The organism is Paracoccus sp. MC1862 (assembly GCF_016617715.1).
In the GTDB taxonomy this organism is placed as follows: Bacteria; Pseudomonadota; Alphaproteobacteria; order Rhodobacterales; family Rhodobacteraceae; genus Paracoccus.
Genome location: NZ_CP067225.1, coordinates 3,094,569 through 3,110,535, shown reverse-complemented (window position 1 = coordinate 3,110,535; position 15,967 = coordinate 3,094,569). Strand labels below are relative to the sequence as shown.

At 67.1% G+C, this 15,967-nt stretch carries 19 protein-coding genes and 1 tRNA gene; 8 read left to right on the top strand and 12 right to left on the bottom strand.

Going from position 1 to position 15,967, the window contains the following annotated elements; genetic code table 11:
- Window positions 1–2: 2 nt before the first annotated feature.
- The 4 genes from JGR78_RS15395 to JGR78_RS15380 all read right to left on the bottom strand — a co-directional run bounded on the left by JGR78_RS15395 (window position 3) and on the right by JGR78_RS15380 (window position 3,640).
- Window positions 3–443, bottom strand: a complete 441-nt coding sequence (locus tag JGR78_RS15395; RefSeq protein ID WP_234450781.1) for a cell division protein FtsL — start codon at window positions 441–443, stop codon at window positions 3–5.
- A complete protein-coding gene (gene rsmH / locus JGR78_RS15390; protein ID WP_182791028.1) occupies window positions 443–1,405 on the bottom strand; it encodes a 16S rRNA (cytosine(1402)-N(4))-methyltransferase RsmH in 963 nt (320 codons plus the stop codon). Before rsmH ends, JGR78_RS15395 begins: the two co-directional genes overlap by 1 nt.
- Entirely contained in the window at window positions 1,405–1,902 is a 498-nt protein-coding gene (gene mraZ, locus JGR78_RS15385; protein WP_182791029.1) for a division/cell wall cluster transcriptional repressor MraZ, read from the bottom strand. The genes rsmH and mraZ overlap by 1 nt, the downstream gene beginning before the upstream one ends.
- Before the next feature lie 631 nt (window positions 1,903–2,533).
- Entirely contained in the window at window positions 2,534–3,640 is a 1,107-nt protein-coding gene (locus JGR78_RS15380; protein ID WP_182803494.1) for an Mrp/NBP35 family ATP-binding protein, read from the bottom strand.
- Between the two features lie 437 nt (window positions 3,641–4,077).
- Between JGR78_RS15380 and rlmJ the strand changes: the two genes are divergently transcribed.
- On the top strand, window positions 4,078–4,854 hold the full coding sequence (gene rlmJ / locus JGR78_RS15375) for a 23S rRNA (adenine(2030)-N(6))-methyltransferase RlmJ (protein WP_182803496.1): 777 nt from the start codon (window positions 4,078–4,080) through the stop codon (window positions 4,852–4,854).
- Here the strand turns inward: rlmJ and JGR78_RS15370 are convergent.
- The 3 genes from JGR78_RS15370 to JGR78_RS15360 are packed head-to-tail and all read right to left on the bottom strand — an operon-like array spanning window position 4,839 to window position 6,563.
- On the bottom strand, window positions 4,839–5,288 hold the full coding sequence (locus tag JGR78_RS15370; protein WP_234450780.1) for a GFA family protein: 450 nt from the start codon (window positions 5,286–5,288) through the stop codon (window positions 4,839–4,841). The genes rlmJ and JGR78_RS15370 overlap by 16 nt on opposite strands.
- Complete coding sequence (locus JGR78_RS15365) at window positions 5,281–5,637, bottom strand: chaperone modulator CbpM (protein WP_182803498.1); 357 nt, start codon at window positions 5,635–5,637, stop codon at window positions 5,281–5,283. Before JGR78_RS15365 ends, JGR78_RS15370 begins: the two co-directional genes overlap by 8 nt.
- Window positions 5,634–6,563 (bottom strand): DnaJ C-terminal domain-containing protein, encoded by a 930-nt coding sequence (locus tag JGR78_RS15360; protein WP_182791033.1) that lies wholly within the window; start codon window positions 6,561–6,563, stop codon window positions 5,634–5,636. Before JGR78_RS15360 ends, JGR78_RS15365 begins: the two co-directional genes overlap by 4 nt.
- 163 nt (window positions 6,564–6,726) lie before the next feature.
- On the opposite strand from JGR78_RS15360, the gene JGR78_RS15355 reads away from it, so the two are divergent.
- Window positions 6,727–6,803, top strand: a tRNA-Met gene (locus tag JGR78_RS15355).
- A gap of 57 nt (window positions 6,804–6,860) precedes the next feature.
- Here the strand turns inward: JGR78_RS15355 and JGR78_RS18265 are convergent.
- Window positions 6,861–7,523 (bottom strand): tyrosine-type recombinase/integrase, encoded by a 663-nt coding sequence (locus JGR78_RS18265; protein WP_256435013.1) that lies wholly within the window; start codon window positions 7,521–7,523, stop codon window positions 6,861–6,863.
- On the opposite strand from JGR78_RS18265, the gene istA reads away from it, so the two are divergent.
- From istA to JGR78_RS15335, 3 genes are all read left to right on the top strand, one after another.
- Window positions 7,524–9,053, top strand: a complete 1,530-nt coding sequence (gene istA, locus JGR78_RS15345; protein ID WP_200559303.1) for an IS21 family transposase — start codon at window positions 7,524–7,526, stop codon at window positions 9,051–9,053.
- Window positions 9,043–9,837, top strand: coding sequence for an IS21-like element helper ATPase IstB (gene istB, locus JGR78_RS15340; RefSeq protein WP_200559304.1), 795 nt, complete (start codon window positions 9,043–9,045; stop codon window positions 9,835–9,837). The genes istA and istB overlap by 11 nt, the downstream gene beginning before the upstream one ends.
- Window positions 9,838–10,090: 253 nt before the next feature.
- The gene (locus tag JGR78_RS15335) at window positions 10,091–10,735 is read left to right on the top strand and encodes a hypothetical protein (RefSeq protein WP_182805314.1); all 645 of its coding nucleotides are present in this window, start codon (window positions 10,091–10,093) and stop codon (window positions 10,733–10,735) included.
- Window positions 10,736–10,795: 60 nt separating this feature from the next.
- Here the strand turns inward: JGR78_RS15335 and bfr are convergent, their stop codons facing one another.
- The 3 genes from bfr to JGR78_RS15320 all read right to left on the bottom strand — a co-directional run bounded on the left by bfr (window position 10,796) and on the right by JGR78_RS15320 (window position 11,845).
- Window positions 10,796–11,281, bottom strand: coding sequence for a bacterioferritin (gene bfr, locus JGR78_RS15330; protein ID WP_182791035.1), 486 nt, complete (start codon window positions 11,279–11,281; stop codon window positions 10,796–10,798).
- Between the two features lie 17 nt (window positions 11,282–11,298).
- On the bottom strand, window positions 11,299–11,553 hold the full coding sequence (locus tag JGR78_RS15325; protein ID WP_182791036.1) for a bacterioferritin-associated ferredoxin: 255 nt from the start codon (window positions 11,551–11,553) through the stop codon (window positions 11,299–11,301).
- A gap of 115 nt (window positions 11,554–11,668) precedes the next feature.
- Entirely contained in the window at window positions 11,669–11,845 is a 177-nt protein-coding gene (locus tag JGR78_RS15320) for a hemin uptake protein HemP (RefSeq protein WP_182805312.1), read from the bottom strand.
- Window positions 11,846–12,058: 213 nt separating this feature from the next.
- On the opposite strand from JGR78_RS15320, the gene exbB reads away from it, so the two are divergent.
- From exbB to JGR78_RS15305, 3 genes are read left to right on the top strand one after another with little or no spacing between them, the layout of a single operon-like run.
- Window positions 12,059–13,042, top strand: coding sequence for a tonB-system energizer ExbB (exbB, locus tag JGR78_RS15315; protein WP_234450777.1), 984 nt, complete (start codon window positions 12,059–12,061; stop codon window positions 13,040–13,042).
- Window positions 13,042–13,500 (top strand): TonB system transport protein ExbD, encoded by a 459-nt coding sequence (gene exbD, locus JGR78_RS15310; protein WP_182805308.1) that lies wholly within the window; start codon window positions 13,042–13,044, stop codon window positions 13,498–13,500. The genes exbB and exbD overlap by 1 nt, the downstream gene beginning before the upstream one ends.
- Entirely contained in the window at window positions 13,497–14,444 is a 948-nt protein-coding gene (locus JGR78_RS15305) for an energy transducer TonB (RefSeq protein ID WP_182805306.1), read from the top strand. The genes exbD and JGR78_RS15305 overlap by 4 nt, the downstream gene beginning before the upstream one ends.
- Window positions 14,445–14,565: 121 nt before the next feature.
- Here JGR78_RS15305 and gltX read toward each other — a convergent pair whose 3' ends face one another.
- On the bottom strand, window positions 14,566–15,894 hold the full coding sequence (gene gltX, locus JGR78_RS15300; protein WP_182805304.1) for a glutamate--tRNA ligase: 1,329 nt from the start codon (window positions 15,892–15,894) through the stop codon (window positions 14,566–14,568).
- Window positions 15,895–15,967: the final 73 nt, after the last annotated feature.

The window sequence follows — 15,967 nt, the reverse complement described above, 5'->3', positions numbered from 1 at the left end:
GGTCACTCCTGTTCCGGGGCGGGATCGGCGGACGGCTCGAAGCCGGGGGGCGCGGGGCGCGGCATCGGCGCCCCGCGGTTGTTCGACGGCGTGCGGGGCACCCAGCCGGCCATCGATTCGCCGGGCGTGAGTTCCGTGGGCGGCGCGACCGGCTCGGGCGGCGGATAGTCGATGTTGCGGGCAGAGCCGAACTGGTTGGCCTGCACGGGCGCCAGCCGCAGCCGGTCAAAATTCATGTCCACAAGCTGGCTGAGGCGGTCGGGACGGTTGAGATAGGCCCATTCGGCGCGCAGGACGCCTAGGTTCTCGCGCAGGCTCGCGATCTCGCGCTGGACCACCTGCATCCGGTCGATCTGCGCCTGGGTGCGATAGTTCTCGCGGTAGGCCCAGAAGGCGAGGCCCATGACGGCCATCATGGCCAGAAGATACAGCAGCGGCCGCATCAGCCGTTCCCCGGCAGGCGCGGCAGGCCCAGCGCATCCGCATCGGTGCGGCCTGTAGGCGCGTCGGTGCGGATCGCGACGCGCAGGAAGGCGGAACGGGCGCGGGGGTTCGCGGCCAGTTCGGCCGCGTCGGCGCCCACCGCGCGGCGGAAGGGCAGCGTGAAGGCGGGGGCGTCCTGCCGCACCTCGGGCGCGTAGCGGCTACCGCCGCCCGCCGCGTTGGCGCGGACCTGCATGAAGCGCTTGACCACGCGGTCTTCCAGCGAATGAAAGCTGACCACCGCCAGCCTGCCGCCGGGCTTAAGCGCGCGTTCTGCAGCCTCAAGCCCGGAAAGAAGCTGGCCGAACTCGTCGTTCACCCAGATGCGGATGGCCTGGAAGCTGCGGGTGGCCGGGTGGCTCTGCCCGGGCTTGGGGCGCGGCAGGCAGGACTGGACGACCTCGGCCAGTTGCGCGGTCGTCGTTAGCGGCCGCGCGGCGACAATGGCGCGGGCGATGCGGCGGGCGGCGCGTTCCTCGCCATAGTGGTAAAGGACGTCGGCGATGCGGGACTCCTCGGCGCGGTTCAGCAGGTCGGCGGCAGTGGGACCGTCCTGCGCCATCCGCATGTCCAGCGGCCCGTCGCGCAGGAAGGAGAATCCGCGCTCGGGCTGGTCGAGCTGCATGGAACTGACGCCGAGGTCCAGCACCACGCCATCGACCGGCGCGCCCGCCAGTTCGTCGAGATCCGAGAAGGTGCCCTGCACCAGCCGCAGCCTTTCGCCATAGCCGCTCGCCCATGCGCGGGCCATGTCGAACACCGCCGGGTCGCGGTCGATGCCGATGACGCGCTCGGCCCCGGCCTCAAGCAGCCCGCGCGCATAGCCGCCCGCGCCGAAGGTGCCGTCCACCCATGTGCCACGGACAGGGGCGACCGCCGCCAGCAGGGGGTCGAGCAGGACAGGGACATGCGGCGCGCTCATCAGCTTTCAGCGGGAGGCAACAGCGACAGCGGGTCAGCGCCGGGTTCCAGCGCGGGCATCCCGGCCTCGATCTTGCGCAGGTCGGCCTCATGCGTCTCGGGCGTCGTGACCTTGAGGTAGTCGCCCTGCGCCATGAAGAAGGCGCGGTCGCCCAGTCCGATCTTCTCGCGCAGGCGCTGGGGCAGGACGAGGCGGCCGTCCGAATCGATCTCGGCCTCGTCCGACAAGCCGTTCATCAGGGTTTCCAGATAGCTGCGCTCGGCCGAGCCGCGGGCCATGCGGCTGATGCCCTCGTCAATCTCTTCAATCGCTTCCATGGTATAAAGTCGAAGATGCGTCCAGTCGGCGAAGCCATATACGATGACCATCTGCGCGCGCTGGCGGGATTCAAAATCGGGGTCGGCGGCTTCGAAGACGCGCCGGAAGCGGGCGGGGATCGAGATGCGCCCCTTGGCGTCGATCCTGACCTCTTCCGAGCCTCTGAACCTGCGCGCCAAGCCCTGCCACCTTCCACTGTCCCTCGCCGGAACCGCAAGGCCCTGAAACGAGAAAGGGCGGATCGGGCCGCTGCCACTGCCCGATCCGCCGCCCTCGTCCCATCTCTGGGCCCCGAAGTTTCGGGGATCGCCCGGTCTCATGCGCCACCTCGGGGGAAGGTGCTGCTCGCGCGCGGCCAGGTCGTTTTTCGGAAGGCGGGGTGCCTGTATGAAGCCTGCCTATGGCTTGGGGTCTTGGTGCCCCTTCACTGCCCGTCATCCGTGATGAAGGGATGCCATGGGAAAGCATGGGAAGCAATGGGCTTCTGGGGGGAAAGATGAGGTGCCGGATCAGGCCCGTTAGAACGTGACGCGAACACAAATTCGAAGCCATTGATTCGTGGTCAGCTTTTGGTTGAGCGGAAAGATTCCTACACAAGATGTTGTGGCGGCCGGGGTGTGGCAGGATAGCTGCAGATTAGCCCGTGCAAGGGAAAAACAGCCGCGACTCACTTTGAAATGCTCGTTACGGCCCTTGTGATCACAGCTTTTCACGGGTGCGAGATTCGGATTTGGTGTGCCGGGCAAAAGGCGTCCCGTGCTTTCCCGGGCCGTGTCCGCGCGGCTTTCCCGCGCTTTCCCAGAAGGCCGCTCAGGCCATCCCGCCCCGGACCAGCCGTTGCGCGAGATCGGCATAGGCATCAGCAATCGGCCCCTGCCCCAGGGCCACCGGCTGGCCCGAGTCGCCCCCGAGTCGCACCGACAGGTCCAGCGGCACCGAACCGAGGAAGGGCAAGCCGCGCGCCTGCGCCTCGGCGGCGACCCCGCCATGGCCGAACAGATGCGCCTCGTGCCCGCAGTTCGGGCAGACATAGGACGACATGTTCTCGACCAGCCCCAGAATTGGGGTCTTCAGCTTGTCGAACATGTCGATGGCGCGGCGGGCGTCGATCAGCGCCACGTCCTGCGGGGTGGACACGATGATGGCACCCGTCACCGGCGCCTTCTGGCACAGGCTCAGCTGGACGTCGCCGGTGCCGGGGGGCAGGTCCACCAGCAGCGCGTCAAGCTCGCCCCATTCCACCTGGTTCAGCATCTGCTGCAGCGCGCCCATCAGCATCGGGCCGCGCCAGACGACGGCCTCGCCTTCCTTCATCATCAAGCCCAGCGACATCATGGTGACGCCATGGGCGCGGATGGGAATGATGCGGTCGTTCTCGCTGCGGGGGCGGTCGGTCACGCCCAGCATCCGGGGCTGGCTGGGGCCGTAGATGTCGGCATCCAGCACCCCCACCCGCCGCCCGGCGCGGGCCAGCGCGACGGCGAGGTTCGTCGTCAGCGTGGACTTGCCGACCCCGCCCTTGCCCGAGCCGATGGCAAGGATGCGGTCCACGCCGGGAATTGTCTCCGGGCCGGCCTGCGGTGTGGGGTGACGGCCGAGCTTCAGGCTGGGGGGGGCGCCTGCGCCGGGGTCCGCCCCCTGACCAGAGCGGGCGGTGACCTGCGGCGCGCGGCCGGCCTGCGCGGTGGTGACGATGCGGACCCTTGAAAACCCGAGAGCGCGCAATCGCGCCTCGGCATCCTTGCTTGCGCTGTCCAGCGCACGGGCAAGGACCGCATCCGGGGCCTCGATGACGAAGCTCACCTCGTCATCCGTGATGGTCAGGGCGCGCACAAGGTCGGCATCGACGAGATTGCTGCCGCCCGGAACGGGGATGGCCGAAAGTTCCTGCATGACCCTGTCGCGATTCGCCGTCATCCTGCCGCCCATCCTTCTTGCTGTCCTTGGGGCGATATAGGCGCTGGCATCTGCGGGAACCAGACGCCGGAAAAATGCTGCTTTGCAGCATTAAGAAAAAAGTTCCTGATTTCCGTTGCGTCACACACATAGGTGATACATCTTCCGAGTGTATGATAATAGATTTCTGCGAACTTCTAGGAAGCGAACAACCCTGAGGCGGTTCAACCATGCGCCTGCAGCATAACAGATAGGCGCAAAAAGCCGTTGTGCATTTGCAGCAACCGGGCCATCTTACGGACATGGATCGCAGCCGACCTCCTCCCCGGCAGCGATCCGATTGCAACGCCGCCCTCTCCTCCTCCCTGGGCGCGTTGTCGGCGGCGACCCCTCTCCTCCTCCCCGGGGTCGCCGCTTCCTCTCTTTCCATCGGTGACAGCGGCGGCTAGGCACGCGCCATGTTGTCCTATCAGCACGCCTTTCATGCCGGGAACCTGGCGGATGTGCACAAGCACGCGCTGCTTGCGACCGCATTGGCGCGGCTGACCGGGAAGCCCAAGCCCCTCAGCTATATCGAGACCCATGCCGGCCGCGGGCTTTACAACCTGCGTGCCGAAGCCGCACTGAAGACCGGCGAGGCGGAAGTGGGCATCGTCAGGGCGCTGTCTTCGGGCTGGCTGCCGCAGGACCACCCCTTGCGCGAGGCGCTGGCAGCCATCCGTGCGCAGCATGGCCCCGATTCCTATCCCGGCTCTCCGCTGATCGCAGCGCATTTCCTGCGGCCGCAGGATGCCGCCCATCTGGCGGAACTGCACCCGGCCGAACAAGCCGCGCTGGCCGAGGTCGCCGGTTTCGCGCGCCTTCACCATCAGGACGGCTTCGCCATGGCCAACGCCCTGATTCCGCCGACGCCCCGGCGCGGGATGCTGCTGGTGGACCCGAGCTACGAGGTCAAGCCCGACTATGACCGCATGTCCGACTGGATCACCCGCATGGCGCGCAAGTGGAACGTCGGCGTGATCGCCCTGTGGTATCCGGTCCTGACCGACGACCGCCACCGCCCCATGGTCGGGGCGCTGGCCGCCACCCATCCGCAGGCGCTGCGGTCCGAGGTGCGCTTTCCCCCGGCCCGTCCGGGACATGGCATGGTCGGATCGGGGATGTTCGTCATCAACCCGCCCTATGGGCTGGATGCCGAGGCGGACCGTCTTGCCGCCCTTTACGCGGGACTGTAGCGCAGCATCCCGGCGCGTCCGCCGCCCCCGTCCGAGGGGTGATGCACCCCGTCCGAGACCGGCAGGTCAAGGAAATCGAAGGGACTCACCCCGTCCAGGCAGGCGGCGCTGACGGCAACCTGCCCCGGCACCGACCGGCGTTCATGATGGGTGTTGATGCCGCAGCACCGGCAGAAGTGATGGGCCGCGACCCCGGTGTTGAAGCGATAGGTCGCGAGGCGATCAGCGCCCGAGAGCAGTTCGAACCCGCCCTCGGCGACAGTGACCGAGATGCTGCCCCGCATCCGGCAATAGGAGCAGTCGCAGCACCGGGCCGAGGCGAGGCCCTCGGCCAGCCTCACCCGGAAACGCACCGCCCCGCAATGGCAGCCGCCCTCGGCCGCGGCGAGGTCCAGAGGCGGGCCGCCGGGACGCAGGCGGACGCCGTCACTCACCCTGCACCCGCAGGATGCGGGTTTCCCGGATCACGCGGCGCAGCCGGGCGCGGGTTTCGGGCGGCTCTTCGGCCAGCGCGCCCAGCACCGCCTGCATTTCTCGCTTCAACCCGTTCAACTGGTCGATGAGCGACAGCACCAGCGCAAGCCCGTCGGGGTCGAGCCGGAAGATCTCTTCAAGGTCCACGGCAAGCTGCAGGCGGGCCGCGTCGATCTCGCGGAAGCGCGGCTCGGCCGCGCCCAGGACGGGCTGGACGATCCCCGCCTCGGTCAGCACCGCAAGCGCCTCGTCCGAGAGTTCGGGGATCAGCGCGAGGATCTCGTCCCGGGTCATCGAACGGCGGGTCATCGTGCCTTCCCTCCCTGCGCGCGGGGATCATAGGCGTGATCCTTGCGCCAGTTCTCGACAAAGCGGGCCAGCCCGTCGTCGATCTTCGGCGGCATGACCACGCGCAGTTCCACATGCTGGTCGCCGCGCCGGCCGCCCGCGCCCGCCAGCCCCCGTCCGCGCAACCGCAGCTTCTGCCCCGAGGAGGCGCCCCGCGGGATCGTCAGCATCACCGGCCCGTCGATCGTGGGCGCCTCGACCTTGCCGCCCAGCACCGCCTCGTCCAGCGAGATCGGCAGCACCGTGGTCACGTCGTCGCCCTCGCGCCGCCAGTCGGGATCGTCGCGCACGGTGATCGCCAGCAGCGCGTCCCCCGCGGGGCCGTTGCCCATCCCGGCGCCGCCCTTGCCGCGCAGCCGGATGGTCTGGCCGTCGCGGGTTCCGGGCGGGATCGTCACGTCCAGCACATTGCCGTCCGGCAGGGTGATGCGCGTGGTGCCGCCCCGGGCCGCGGTCATGAAATCGACCTCCAGCGTATAGCGATGGTCCTGCCCGCGCATGTCGAAGCTGCGGGCGCCGCCGAAGCCGGCCTGCCGGGTGCCGCGCCCGCCTTCCCCGAACAGGTCGGCGAAGACATCCGAGAAATCGCCGTAATGCGCCTGCCCGCGATACGGATTGTCGGGCGATTCCGAGAAATCGCGGTAATAGCGGCGCTGCGGGCGTTCCTGCCCCTGGGCATCGATCTCGCCCCGGTCGAATCGGGCGCGCTGATCGGGGTCCTTCAGCAGGTCGTAAGCCGCCGAAGCCGCCTTGAAGCGGTCATGCGCCTTCGGATCGTCGGTCAGGTCCGGGTGATCGGTCTTGGCGATCTTGCGATAGGCCTTCTTGATCTCGGCGTCGCTTGCCGTCTTCGACACACCCAGCGCGGCATACGGATCGTCCGCCATCTGCAACCCCTTGCTATCCCTGCTTCAACGCCCCGCGGCGCGCCCGGTTTCCCTGCACGACCCTGCCCTGCCCGGCAAGGGCCGCATGGCGGTTGGCCGCGAATCCGCTTGACGCATGGCCTTGGTGGCCCTAAATCGCCCGCACCTCTCGCGGGATGCTTGGGGCGGAGTAGCTCAGTTGGTTAGAGCAGCGGAATCATAATCCGCGTGTCGGGGGTTCAAGTCCCTCCTCCGCTACCATTGATCTTAAAGCGTTTTTCCTCTGTGAGTGTTTGGCACTATAGAACAGTTGGGCGCTTAGTTGGGAGTCTTAATCGCTCCCTCGTAGATTTCCCGCTTCCTGATAGCCGACAGACCAAGCGCCGAGTCGCGGCTCAGGTAGTGGGAATCCAGTATCGCTTCGACTTGCTTGAGACTGTGCCCGGTGATGGTTCCAATCTCAGGCGTCGTCGCGCCAGCGACAGCAAGGCGGGTCACAGCCGTCCCCCGCAGGTCGTGAAAGGTAAGTCCGTCAATGCCCGCCGCTTCGCAGGCGGTGCGCCAAGATGAGCGGAAGCCCGACTCGGTCCACGGGGTTTGGCGCGACGTGGCAAGAATCGTTTCGGTTGTCCGCTCGGTGTTGTCGAGGATCAGCCGCAGCGGTTCCCCGACAGTAATAGTGACGCGCGCACTTGTCTTGCTCTGGCGCAGACGGATTTCCTTGCCGTCATAGGCGGACCATTTGAGCCGCAGCAGGTCGCCTTGCCGTTGCCCGGTCCAGATCGCCAGCATGAACGCCAGGCCGATATGAGAGGGGGCGGTGTCGAGAAACCGGCGTTCGTCCTCAAGGGTCCAGACAGAGTCGATGCGTGTTGATTTCCACCCGGAACTGACCCGGGTAGGGGCGTAATTTCCACTGAGAACTGACCCATGTGAACCTTCCCCAAAGCGGAGCGCGGCGGGGGTAATGGAGTGATCCACATGGGACTTTTGAACATCATCCGACGCATGGCGTTGCGGGAGAAGCTGCCGATCCGGGAGATCGCACGGCGGACCGGCCTGTCGCGCAACACCATCAGGAAGTATCTGAGCGCTGGGACCATCGAGCCGAGGTTCGCGACGCCTGATCGGCCGAGCAAGCTCGATCCGTTTTCCGAGAAGCTGGCGGCGTGGCTGAAGACGGAAGCCGGCAAGTCACGCAAGCAGCGCCGGACGCTGAAGCAACTCCATGCCGACCTCGTGGCGCTCGGCTTCACCGGCTCCTACGGCCGGGTCGCGGCCTTCGCCCGGCAATGGCGGATGGACCGGCAGCGCGAGCAGCAGACGACGGGCCGCGGCACCTTCGTCCCCTTGGTCTTTCGTCCGGGCGAGGCGTTCCAGTTCGATTGGAGCGAGGACTACGCGGTTCTGGGCGGGGAGCGCACGAAGCTTCAGGTCGCCCACATCAAGCTGGCACACAGCCGGGCCTTCCTGGTTCGGGCCTATCTGCTGCAAACCCACGAGATGCTGTTCGATGCCCATTGGCACGGGTTCCGCGTCTTTGGCGGCGTGCCGGGTCGCGGCATCTACGATAACATGAAGACAGCGGTTGACCGCGTTGGCCGCGGCAAGGAACGGCAGGTCAACATCCGCTTCCTCGCCATGACCAACCACTATGTCTTCGAGCCGGAGTTCTGCAATCCTGCCGCGGGATGGGAGAAGGGACAGGTCGAGAAGAACGTTCAGGATGCCCGGCCTCGTTTGTGGCAGCCGATGCCGAACTTTCCTGACCTGGCGGCGCTGAACGCCTGGCTGGAACGGCGCTGCCTGGAGTTGTGGCGCGAGATCCCGCACGGGGTTCTGCCCGGAACCGTCGCCGACGCCTGGGCCGAAGAACAGGCCGCGCTGATGCCGCTGCCGCCTGCCTTCGACGGCTTCGTCGAGCGGAGCAAGCGTGTCTCACCCACCTGCCTGATCAGCTTCGAGCGCAACCGCTACAGCGTGCCGGCGTCCTTTGCCAACCGTCCTGTCAGCCTCAGGGTCTACCCGGATCGGCTGGTGGTTGCCGCCGAGGGACAGATCCTGTGCGAACATGGGCGGGTGATCCAGCGGTCCCATCACCTGCCGCCTCGCACGATCTATGACTGGCGGCATTATCTGGCCGTCATCCAGCGCAAGCCGGGTGCCCTCAGGAACGGTGCGCCCTTCGCGGAACTGCCCGCGGCCTTCCGACAGTTGCAGGACCAGATGCTGCGACGACCCGGTGGCGATCGCGAGATGGTCGATATCCTGGCGCTGGTCCTGCAGCATGATGAACAGGCTGTGCTGGTTGCTGTGGAAATGGCCCTGGCCGAAGGCGTCGCGACCAAGACCCATGTGTTGAATCTCCTGCACAGGCTGATCGATGGCAAGACGACCGGCGGCCCGAACATCGACACACCGGAGGCGCTGATCCTGCGCCATGAGCCGAAGGCCAATGTCGAACGCTATGACGACCTGCGGGCGCAGATCGGAGACCGCCATGCGTCATGATCCCGCCAGCGGCGCCATCGTCATCATGCTCCGCAGCCTGAAGATGCACGGCATGGCCCAGGCCGTCACCGACCTGATCGAACAGGGGGCGCCGGCATTCGAGACAGCCGTGCCGATCCTGTCCCAGCTGCTGAAGGCCGAACTGGCGGAACGCGAAGTGCGCTCCATTGCCTATCACATGAAGGCCGCGCGCTTCCCGGCCTACAAGGATCTCTCGGGCTTCGACTTCGCTGCCAGCGAGATCAACGAGGTCACGGTGCGCCAGCTCCACCGCTGCGAGTTCATCGACGGCGCGCAGAATGTCGTGCTGATCGGCGGGCCGGGCACCGGCAAGACCCATGTCGCAACCGCCCTGGGCATCCAGGCCATCGAACACCACCGCCGGAAGGTCCGCTTCTTCTCCACCATCGAACTCGTCAATGCCCTCGAGCAGGAGAAAACCAAGGGCAAGGCGGGCCAGATCGCGGAGGGATTGACCCGGCTCGATCTCGTGATCCTGGACGAACTGGGCTACTTGCCGTTCAGCGCTTCAGGCGGTGCGCTGCTCTTCCACCTTCTGAGCAAGCTCTATGAGCGCACCAGCGTTGTCATCACCACCAACCTGAGCTTCAGCGAATGGGCCACCGTCTTCGGCGATGCCAAAATGACCACCGCGCTGCTCGATCGCCTCACCCACCGCTGCCACATCCTGGAGACCGGAAACGACAGCTTCCGCTTCAAGGCAAGCTCAGCCGCAGCAGCCAGGAAAACCAAGGAGGCCGGCCATGCCTTGACCCAAGCCTAACCCACGAAACATAACCTGAGGGTGGGTCAGTTCTCGATGGAAAACCCGGGTCAGTTCCGAGTGGAAATCAACATTCCTGTTCCATGACGACGCGTCGGTGGCCTGCAATGTCGCGCTCCACGGGGTCCGGAACACCGTCTGCCAAGGTCGATGGTGGAGGCGAGGCCGGCCGGACGCGCTGGAGGATCGCCAGGTCCACAACGCAACAAAAGCCAAGGCCTGGTGCGAAACGGACTGGCTCCTGCATTGCGACGTGGATGAACTGATCTGGTCCGCGCAGGATGTGGGCGAAGTGCTGGGCCTGATCCCCGATGACGTCGGCGGCATCGTCATCAACACCGCCGAGGCGGTCTATGCCGCCCCGCCAAGTCAACACACAATGTTCAGGACGCCTTTCTTCAAGTTCTTCTTCGACGAACGGGGAAGGCCGAGAGCCTATCGCGCCATCTCGCAGCAGGCCTATGGCGATCTTTGGAACGCTTCAAAATATGGCTTGTGGGGGCATATCCTCGGCAAGTCCTTCATCCGGGCAAAGGCGGATGTCGGACGCATGCCTTTGCACCACAAGAAGCAGGAGCGGATCAACGGCTTTCTGATGCGGCAGCAGGCGCCGCAATTGGTGCTGCGGCACTACGACACGCTATCGCCCGAGATGTGGAAGGAAAAGCACCTGCGGCGCATCCGCAGCGAGGTCTCGGTTCCGATGGCAGGACGGTTCAGAGAGCGTCAGCAGGCACTGATCGCCGAGGCGGAAGCAAGGGACGGCAATGCGGGCCTCGACCAGCTTTACCTGCGAATGTCCACGCTGCCGCCCGGCATCCTGGCGGAATGCCTCACCGAAGGCTTCGTGCGGGTGATCCGGCCCGAGGCGCATCTGCTTGCCCAGGACCACAGCTGACGACTGTGAAATGAAAACGCCGCCCGAAGGCGGCGTCCGCAGCTTCTTGGTCGTCGCCGCTCACTCTGCCTTGTCGGCGGGCCTTGCATTCAACTGGCCGTAGTTCTGGGCACCGATCTCGTCCATCAGCGACAACTGCGTTTCCAGAAAGTCGATATGGCCTTCCTCGTCCTCGATCAGGTCGTCGAACAGGGATTTCGACACCTGGTCGTTCACCTGCGAGCAATGCTGCCGCGCCTCGAGATACAGGTTGCGGGCCTCATGCTCGGCGGCGAGGTCCGCTTCGAGCGTTTCGCGCAGGTTCTGACCAATCCGCAGCGGGTCCAGCTTCTGCAGGTTCGGATGCCCTTCAAGGAAGATGATCCGCTCGATCAGGCGATCGGCGTGATGCATTTCCTCGATCGATTCCTCGCGCGACTTCTTGGCGATCCGGCCATAGCCCCAGTCGTCCTGCAGGCGGTAATGCAGCCAGTACTGGCTGACGGCCGTCAGCTCGGACCTGAGCGCGGCATTGAGATACTCGATGACCTTCGGATCACCCTTCATGGACAGCCCCTCTGCTTTCAGACCGCCGCCCGCTGCCGCAATCCGCGCAGAACCGCCGGCACCTGCCTTGGGTCTGCATCGACGGCAAAGCCATCGGCGGCGCGCATCGTCGCGACGAACAGTTTCATGCACCCGCCGCAATCCGCGCGCTTGCCGAGCGCGTGGTAGATCTTGCCGGGCGTCACGATCGTATCAGCATCCGAGGCGCGCATCCAGCCGACCGCGGCGCGGATCTCGCCATCGGTGATCCCCATGCAATGACAGACGATCATCGGGCTGTTTCCTGTTGCGCGATCATGGCAGGGGCCGGGAAGCCGGGGGAAAGGATGACAGGGTGCATGGGGCCGGGCTTTCGTGGGTGGCTGGGCATGCGGGGGGCGTCCCCGGTCACTTGGTCAGGATCAGCTTTCCGGCGCGCGTGATTCGCAGCGTATAGATCTGATCGGCCAGCGCGATCTGGGCCAGATGCCCGCCCGCGGTCAGGGCCGTCGCGTCATGCAAAGGGGCCTGCAGCCGGACCTGGACAGGCATGGGATCGTTACCATGGAAGGTGAGGTCGTTCATCTGAGCCTCCAACTTAAGTGAGCTTGTTGCTCGGGTATGTCAGAGTGTTTACGTCAGGATTGACCTCTGTCAATACGATTCTGTTGCTCAGGTACAGCGCCGGTTGCGGCGAATTGGAAATTTGCCCTCCAGCTCGCAGATAGTTGACAAGAAATGTCAGAGTCTATTTGGACCGGAACGAATGCGGCCACGCCGCTCAGCAAGGTTTGTTCCATGATGTTTGCCCTTCCTCGCGCTGCCCTGCTCCGGCTTTCGCTTGCGCTTGCCGTTGCTGCCGGAAGTGGCGCGCCTGCCGCGCTGGCGCAGGATGTTCCCTTGTCCCCCGCGCCGCAGGTGGTGCCCGCGCCTGTCGCGACGACGCCCGCTGCGCCCTCCGCGCCGCAGGTCGCGCCCCCTGCAGCCATCGCGGCGGGCGAGGCCGGCACCGCCGCCTCGCCGTCCATCGGAACAGATGCGCCTGCTGCCGATGATTCGACCGGGCCGGACTCGAGTCCTCTCGGGGCGATCCCGGCGGATGCACTGCCCCATGACCTGTCGCCGATGGGGATGTACCGGCAGGCCGACATCGTGGTGAAGGCGGTGATGATCGGCCTTGTCTTCGCCTCGATCGTCACCTGGACGGTGCTGATCGTGAAGATGATCGAATACCTGACGGCGATGCGCGCCATAAACCAGGGCGCACGCCGGATCGAGGCGGCCGCCAGCCTGCGCGCCGCCCTGGGCTCGGCCGACGGGCGCGGCCCCGAGGACCGGATGCTGCGGGCGGCGGCGCGCGAGCTGAACCGATCTGCCGAAGGGTTGTCCACCGACGGGGTGCGGGAACGCATCGGCTCGCACTTGGGCCAGATCCAGGCACGGGCGGCGCGGCACATGGGGCGCGGCACCGGGGTTCTGGCCACCATCGGCTCGACCGCGCCCTTTGTCGGACTGTTCGGCACCGTCTGGGGGATCATGAACAGCTTCATCGGCATTTCCGAGGCGCAGACGACCAACCTCGCCGTGGTCGCGCCGGGCATCGCCGAGGCGCTGCTGGCGACCGCCCTCGGCCTTGTCGCGGCCATCCCGGCCGTCGTCATCTACAACTTCTTCGCCCGCGCGATCACCGGCTACAGGCTGCGCCTGAACGAAACCGCGGCAGGGGTCGACCGGCTGGTCAGCCGCGACCTTGACCGCGCGGCGGCGGGGTTCGCGGTCTGATGGCGGGGGGCATCCGGAACCAGCCGAATGGCGACGACGATCTGGTGGAAAACCACGAGATCAACGTCACCCCCTTCATCGACGTGATGCTGGTCCTGCTGATCATCTTCATGGTGGCGGCGCCCCTGTCCACCGTGGACATCAACGTGGACCTGCCGGTGTCGAACGCGCCGGTATCCGGTCGTCCCGACACGCCCGTCTGGCTGACCGTGGGCCCGGATCTGGCGCTGTCGCTGGGCAACGAGACGATCGCCCCCGACGCGCTTGCGGCCGAGCTTGCGGAGGCGACCGGGGGCGACCTTGAAACCCGCATCTACCTGCGGGCCGACCAGGCGGTGGCCTATGGCGACCTGATGGGGGTGATGAACCGCCTGCGCGATTCGGGCTACCTGAAGATCGCCCTGGTCGGAATGGACCGCGCCAGCGCACCGCCGGCGGCGCTGGCGGCAACGCCATGAGCGGCGGGCGCCTGGGCAACGCGGGGGCGTGGCTGGCGGTGGGCGCGCTGGTGCTGTCGGCCCATGTGGCGGCCGCCGCCTGGGCCATGCGCCAGCCCGGCCAGACCCTGCCCGCCGTGCCTGACGCGATCCTGCTGGACCTCGCCCCGCCGCCTGCGGGCGAGGAGGCGCCGGAGACCGACGCCAACGAAGAAACTGCCGACCCGCCACGGGAGTTCACCCCCGAGCCTGTCGATCCGCTGCCCCCACCTGATTTCTCTGAACTGGTGCCACCGGAACCCGAATTCGTCCCACCCGGGGTCGAGCCGCTGACGCCCCCCGATTTCGCCGAGATGCCCCCTCCCGAGCCGGTGCCGGAGTTCGAGCCCCCCCCGGTCGTGCCCCTGCCGCCGCCCGACTTCGCCAGCCTCACGACGCCGCCCGAGGCCACCCCCGCCGCCGTCCCCCCGCCGCCTCGCCGCCCCGAGCGGCTGATGCGGCCCGAGCAGCCCCGCGAGGAGCCGCGAGAGGAACGCCGCCGCGAGGCTCGGCGCGCGCCAGAACAGCCCCGCGCGGAACGCAGCGATCCGCGCCGCGAACAATCCCAGTCGTCGCGTTCGGGCCGACAGGGCCGCGGCGCGGAAAGCGGCGCGCGGCAGGCCCCCGCCGCCGCATCCGGCGCCTCGCGGCAGGCACAGGCCAGTTGGGAACAGCGCGCCGGCGCCACGGTCAGCCGGCACATGAGCCGCACCCGCATCCGCGGCAAGGGCGGCACCGTGCAGGCCACCGTGACTGTCAGCGTAGCCGCCAACGGCGCCACCAGCGCCCGGCTGGCGCGGGGAACCGGCGATCCCCAGATCGACGCGGCGCTTGCCCGACAGGCGGCCCGGATGCCGGGCCTGCCGCCGCCGCCCACCGGCCGGTCCTTCCAGTTCACCCAGCCCATCGCGATCAGGCTGCGGTGACAACTGCGGCACGGGCCGGAGCGCACCGAGGGGCTGTGCGGGATCTGTCCCTCGCAGGCGCTGAAAACCGCCCGCAAGGCACGGGCGCTTGAAGGCCGCGTCTTGCGGAAGCGGCGGCTGCTCAGCCTTCGGCGGCGGGCACCCTTTGCAGCAGCGGCATCAGGTCGGCCATCTCGGGGCCGTGATCCATGCCGGTCAGGGCCTTGCGCAAGGGCATGAACAGCCCCTTGCCCTTGCGGCCCGTGGCGGCTTTCACCGCGCCCGTCCATTCACCCCAGGTCGCTCCGGTCCAGGGACGGGCGGGCAGCATCGCCAGCGCCTGCGGGATGAACTCGGCGTCCTCGGGGTCGATCAGTGGCTGCGCGCCGTCGCGCATCAGGCTCCACCACTCGCCCAGATCGTCCAGCTTTGTGATGTTGGCCCGCGCAACCGACCAGAACCGCTCGGCAATGTCGCCGGGCACGCCCATGGCGGCGATCCGGTCGCGCACCGCCTCGAACGGCAGGTGCTGGTTGCGCTCGCGCGTCAGCGGCCACAGGTCCTCGGCGTCGAACTTGGTGGGCGAGGCGCCGAATTGCGACAGGTCGAAGCCCTCGGCCAACTCGTCAAGGCTCATCCGCAGGGTCACCGGCTGGTTCGACCCCAACCGCGCCATCAGGGACAGCAGCGCCTCGGGGGCGACGCCCTGCTCGCGCAGGTCGCGGAGCGACAGGGTGCCCAGGCGCTTGGACAGTTCCTCTCCCCCCGGGCCGGTCAGCAGCGAGTGGTGGGCAAAGCGCGGGGGTTCGCTGCCCAGCGCCCGGATGATCTGGATCTGCGTTGCGGTGTTGGTCACATGGTCGGCGCCGCGCACGATGTCGGTCACGCCCATGTCCACGTCATCGACCGAGGACGCGAAGGTATAAAGCACCTGCCCGTCATGCCGGATCAGCACCGGGTCGCTGACGGAGGCCGCGTCGATCGACACGTCGCCGATGATGCCGTCGGGCCACTCGATCCGCTCCTGGTCCAGCCGAAAGCGCCAGTAGCCCTCGCGCCCCTCGGCCCGCAGCCGCTCACGGTCCTCGTTGGACAGCGCAAGCCCGGCGCGGTCATAGACCGGCGGTTTCCCCATGTTGAGTTGCTTCTTGCGCTTCAGGTCCAACTCGGTCGGCGTCTCAAAGACCTCGTAAAGCCGTCCGGCCCCGCGCAGCGCATCTGCGGCCTCGGCATAGCGGTCCAGCCGGTCGGACTGCCGCTCGGTCCGGTCCCATTGCAGCCCCAGCCATTCCAGATCGCGCTGGATGCCGTCGGCATATTCCTGCTTCGACCGCTCGCGGTCGGTGTCGTCCAGCCGCAGGATGAACGTGCCGCCGGTTTTCCGGGCGATCAGGTAGTTCATCAGGGCGGTTCGCAGGTTGCCGACGTGGATATGGCCGGTCGGCGAGGGCGCGAAACGGGTCGTGGTCATCGGCGTCTCCTTGATCCGCCCGCTCTTTCATACCGGGCGATTCTTGTCCATATCGGGGCCTGACCGCCACGAC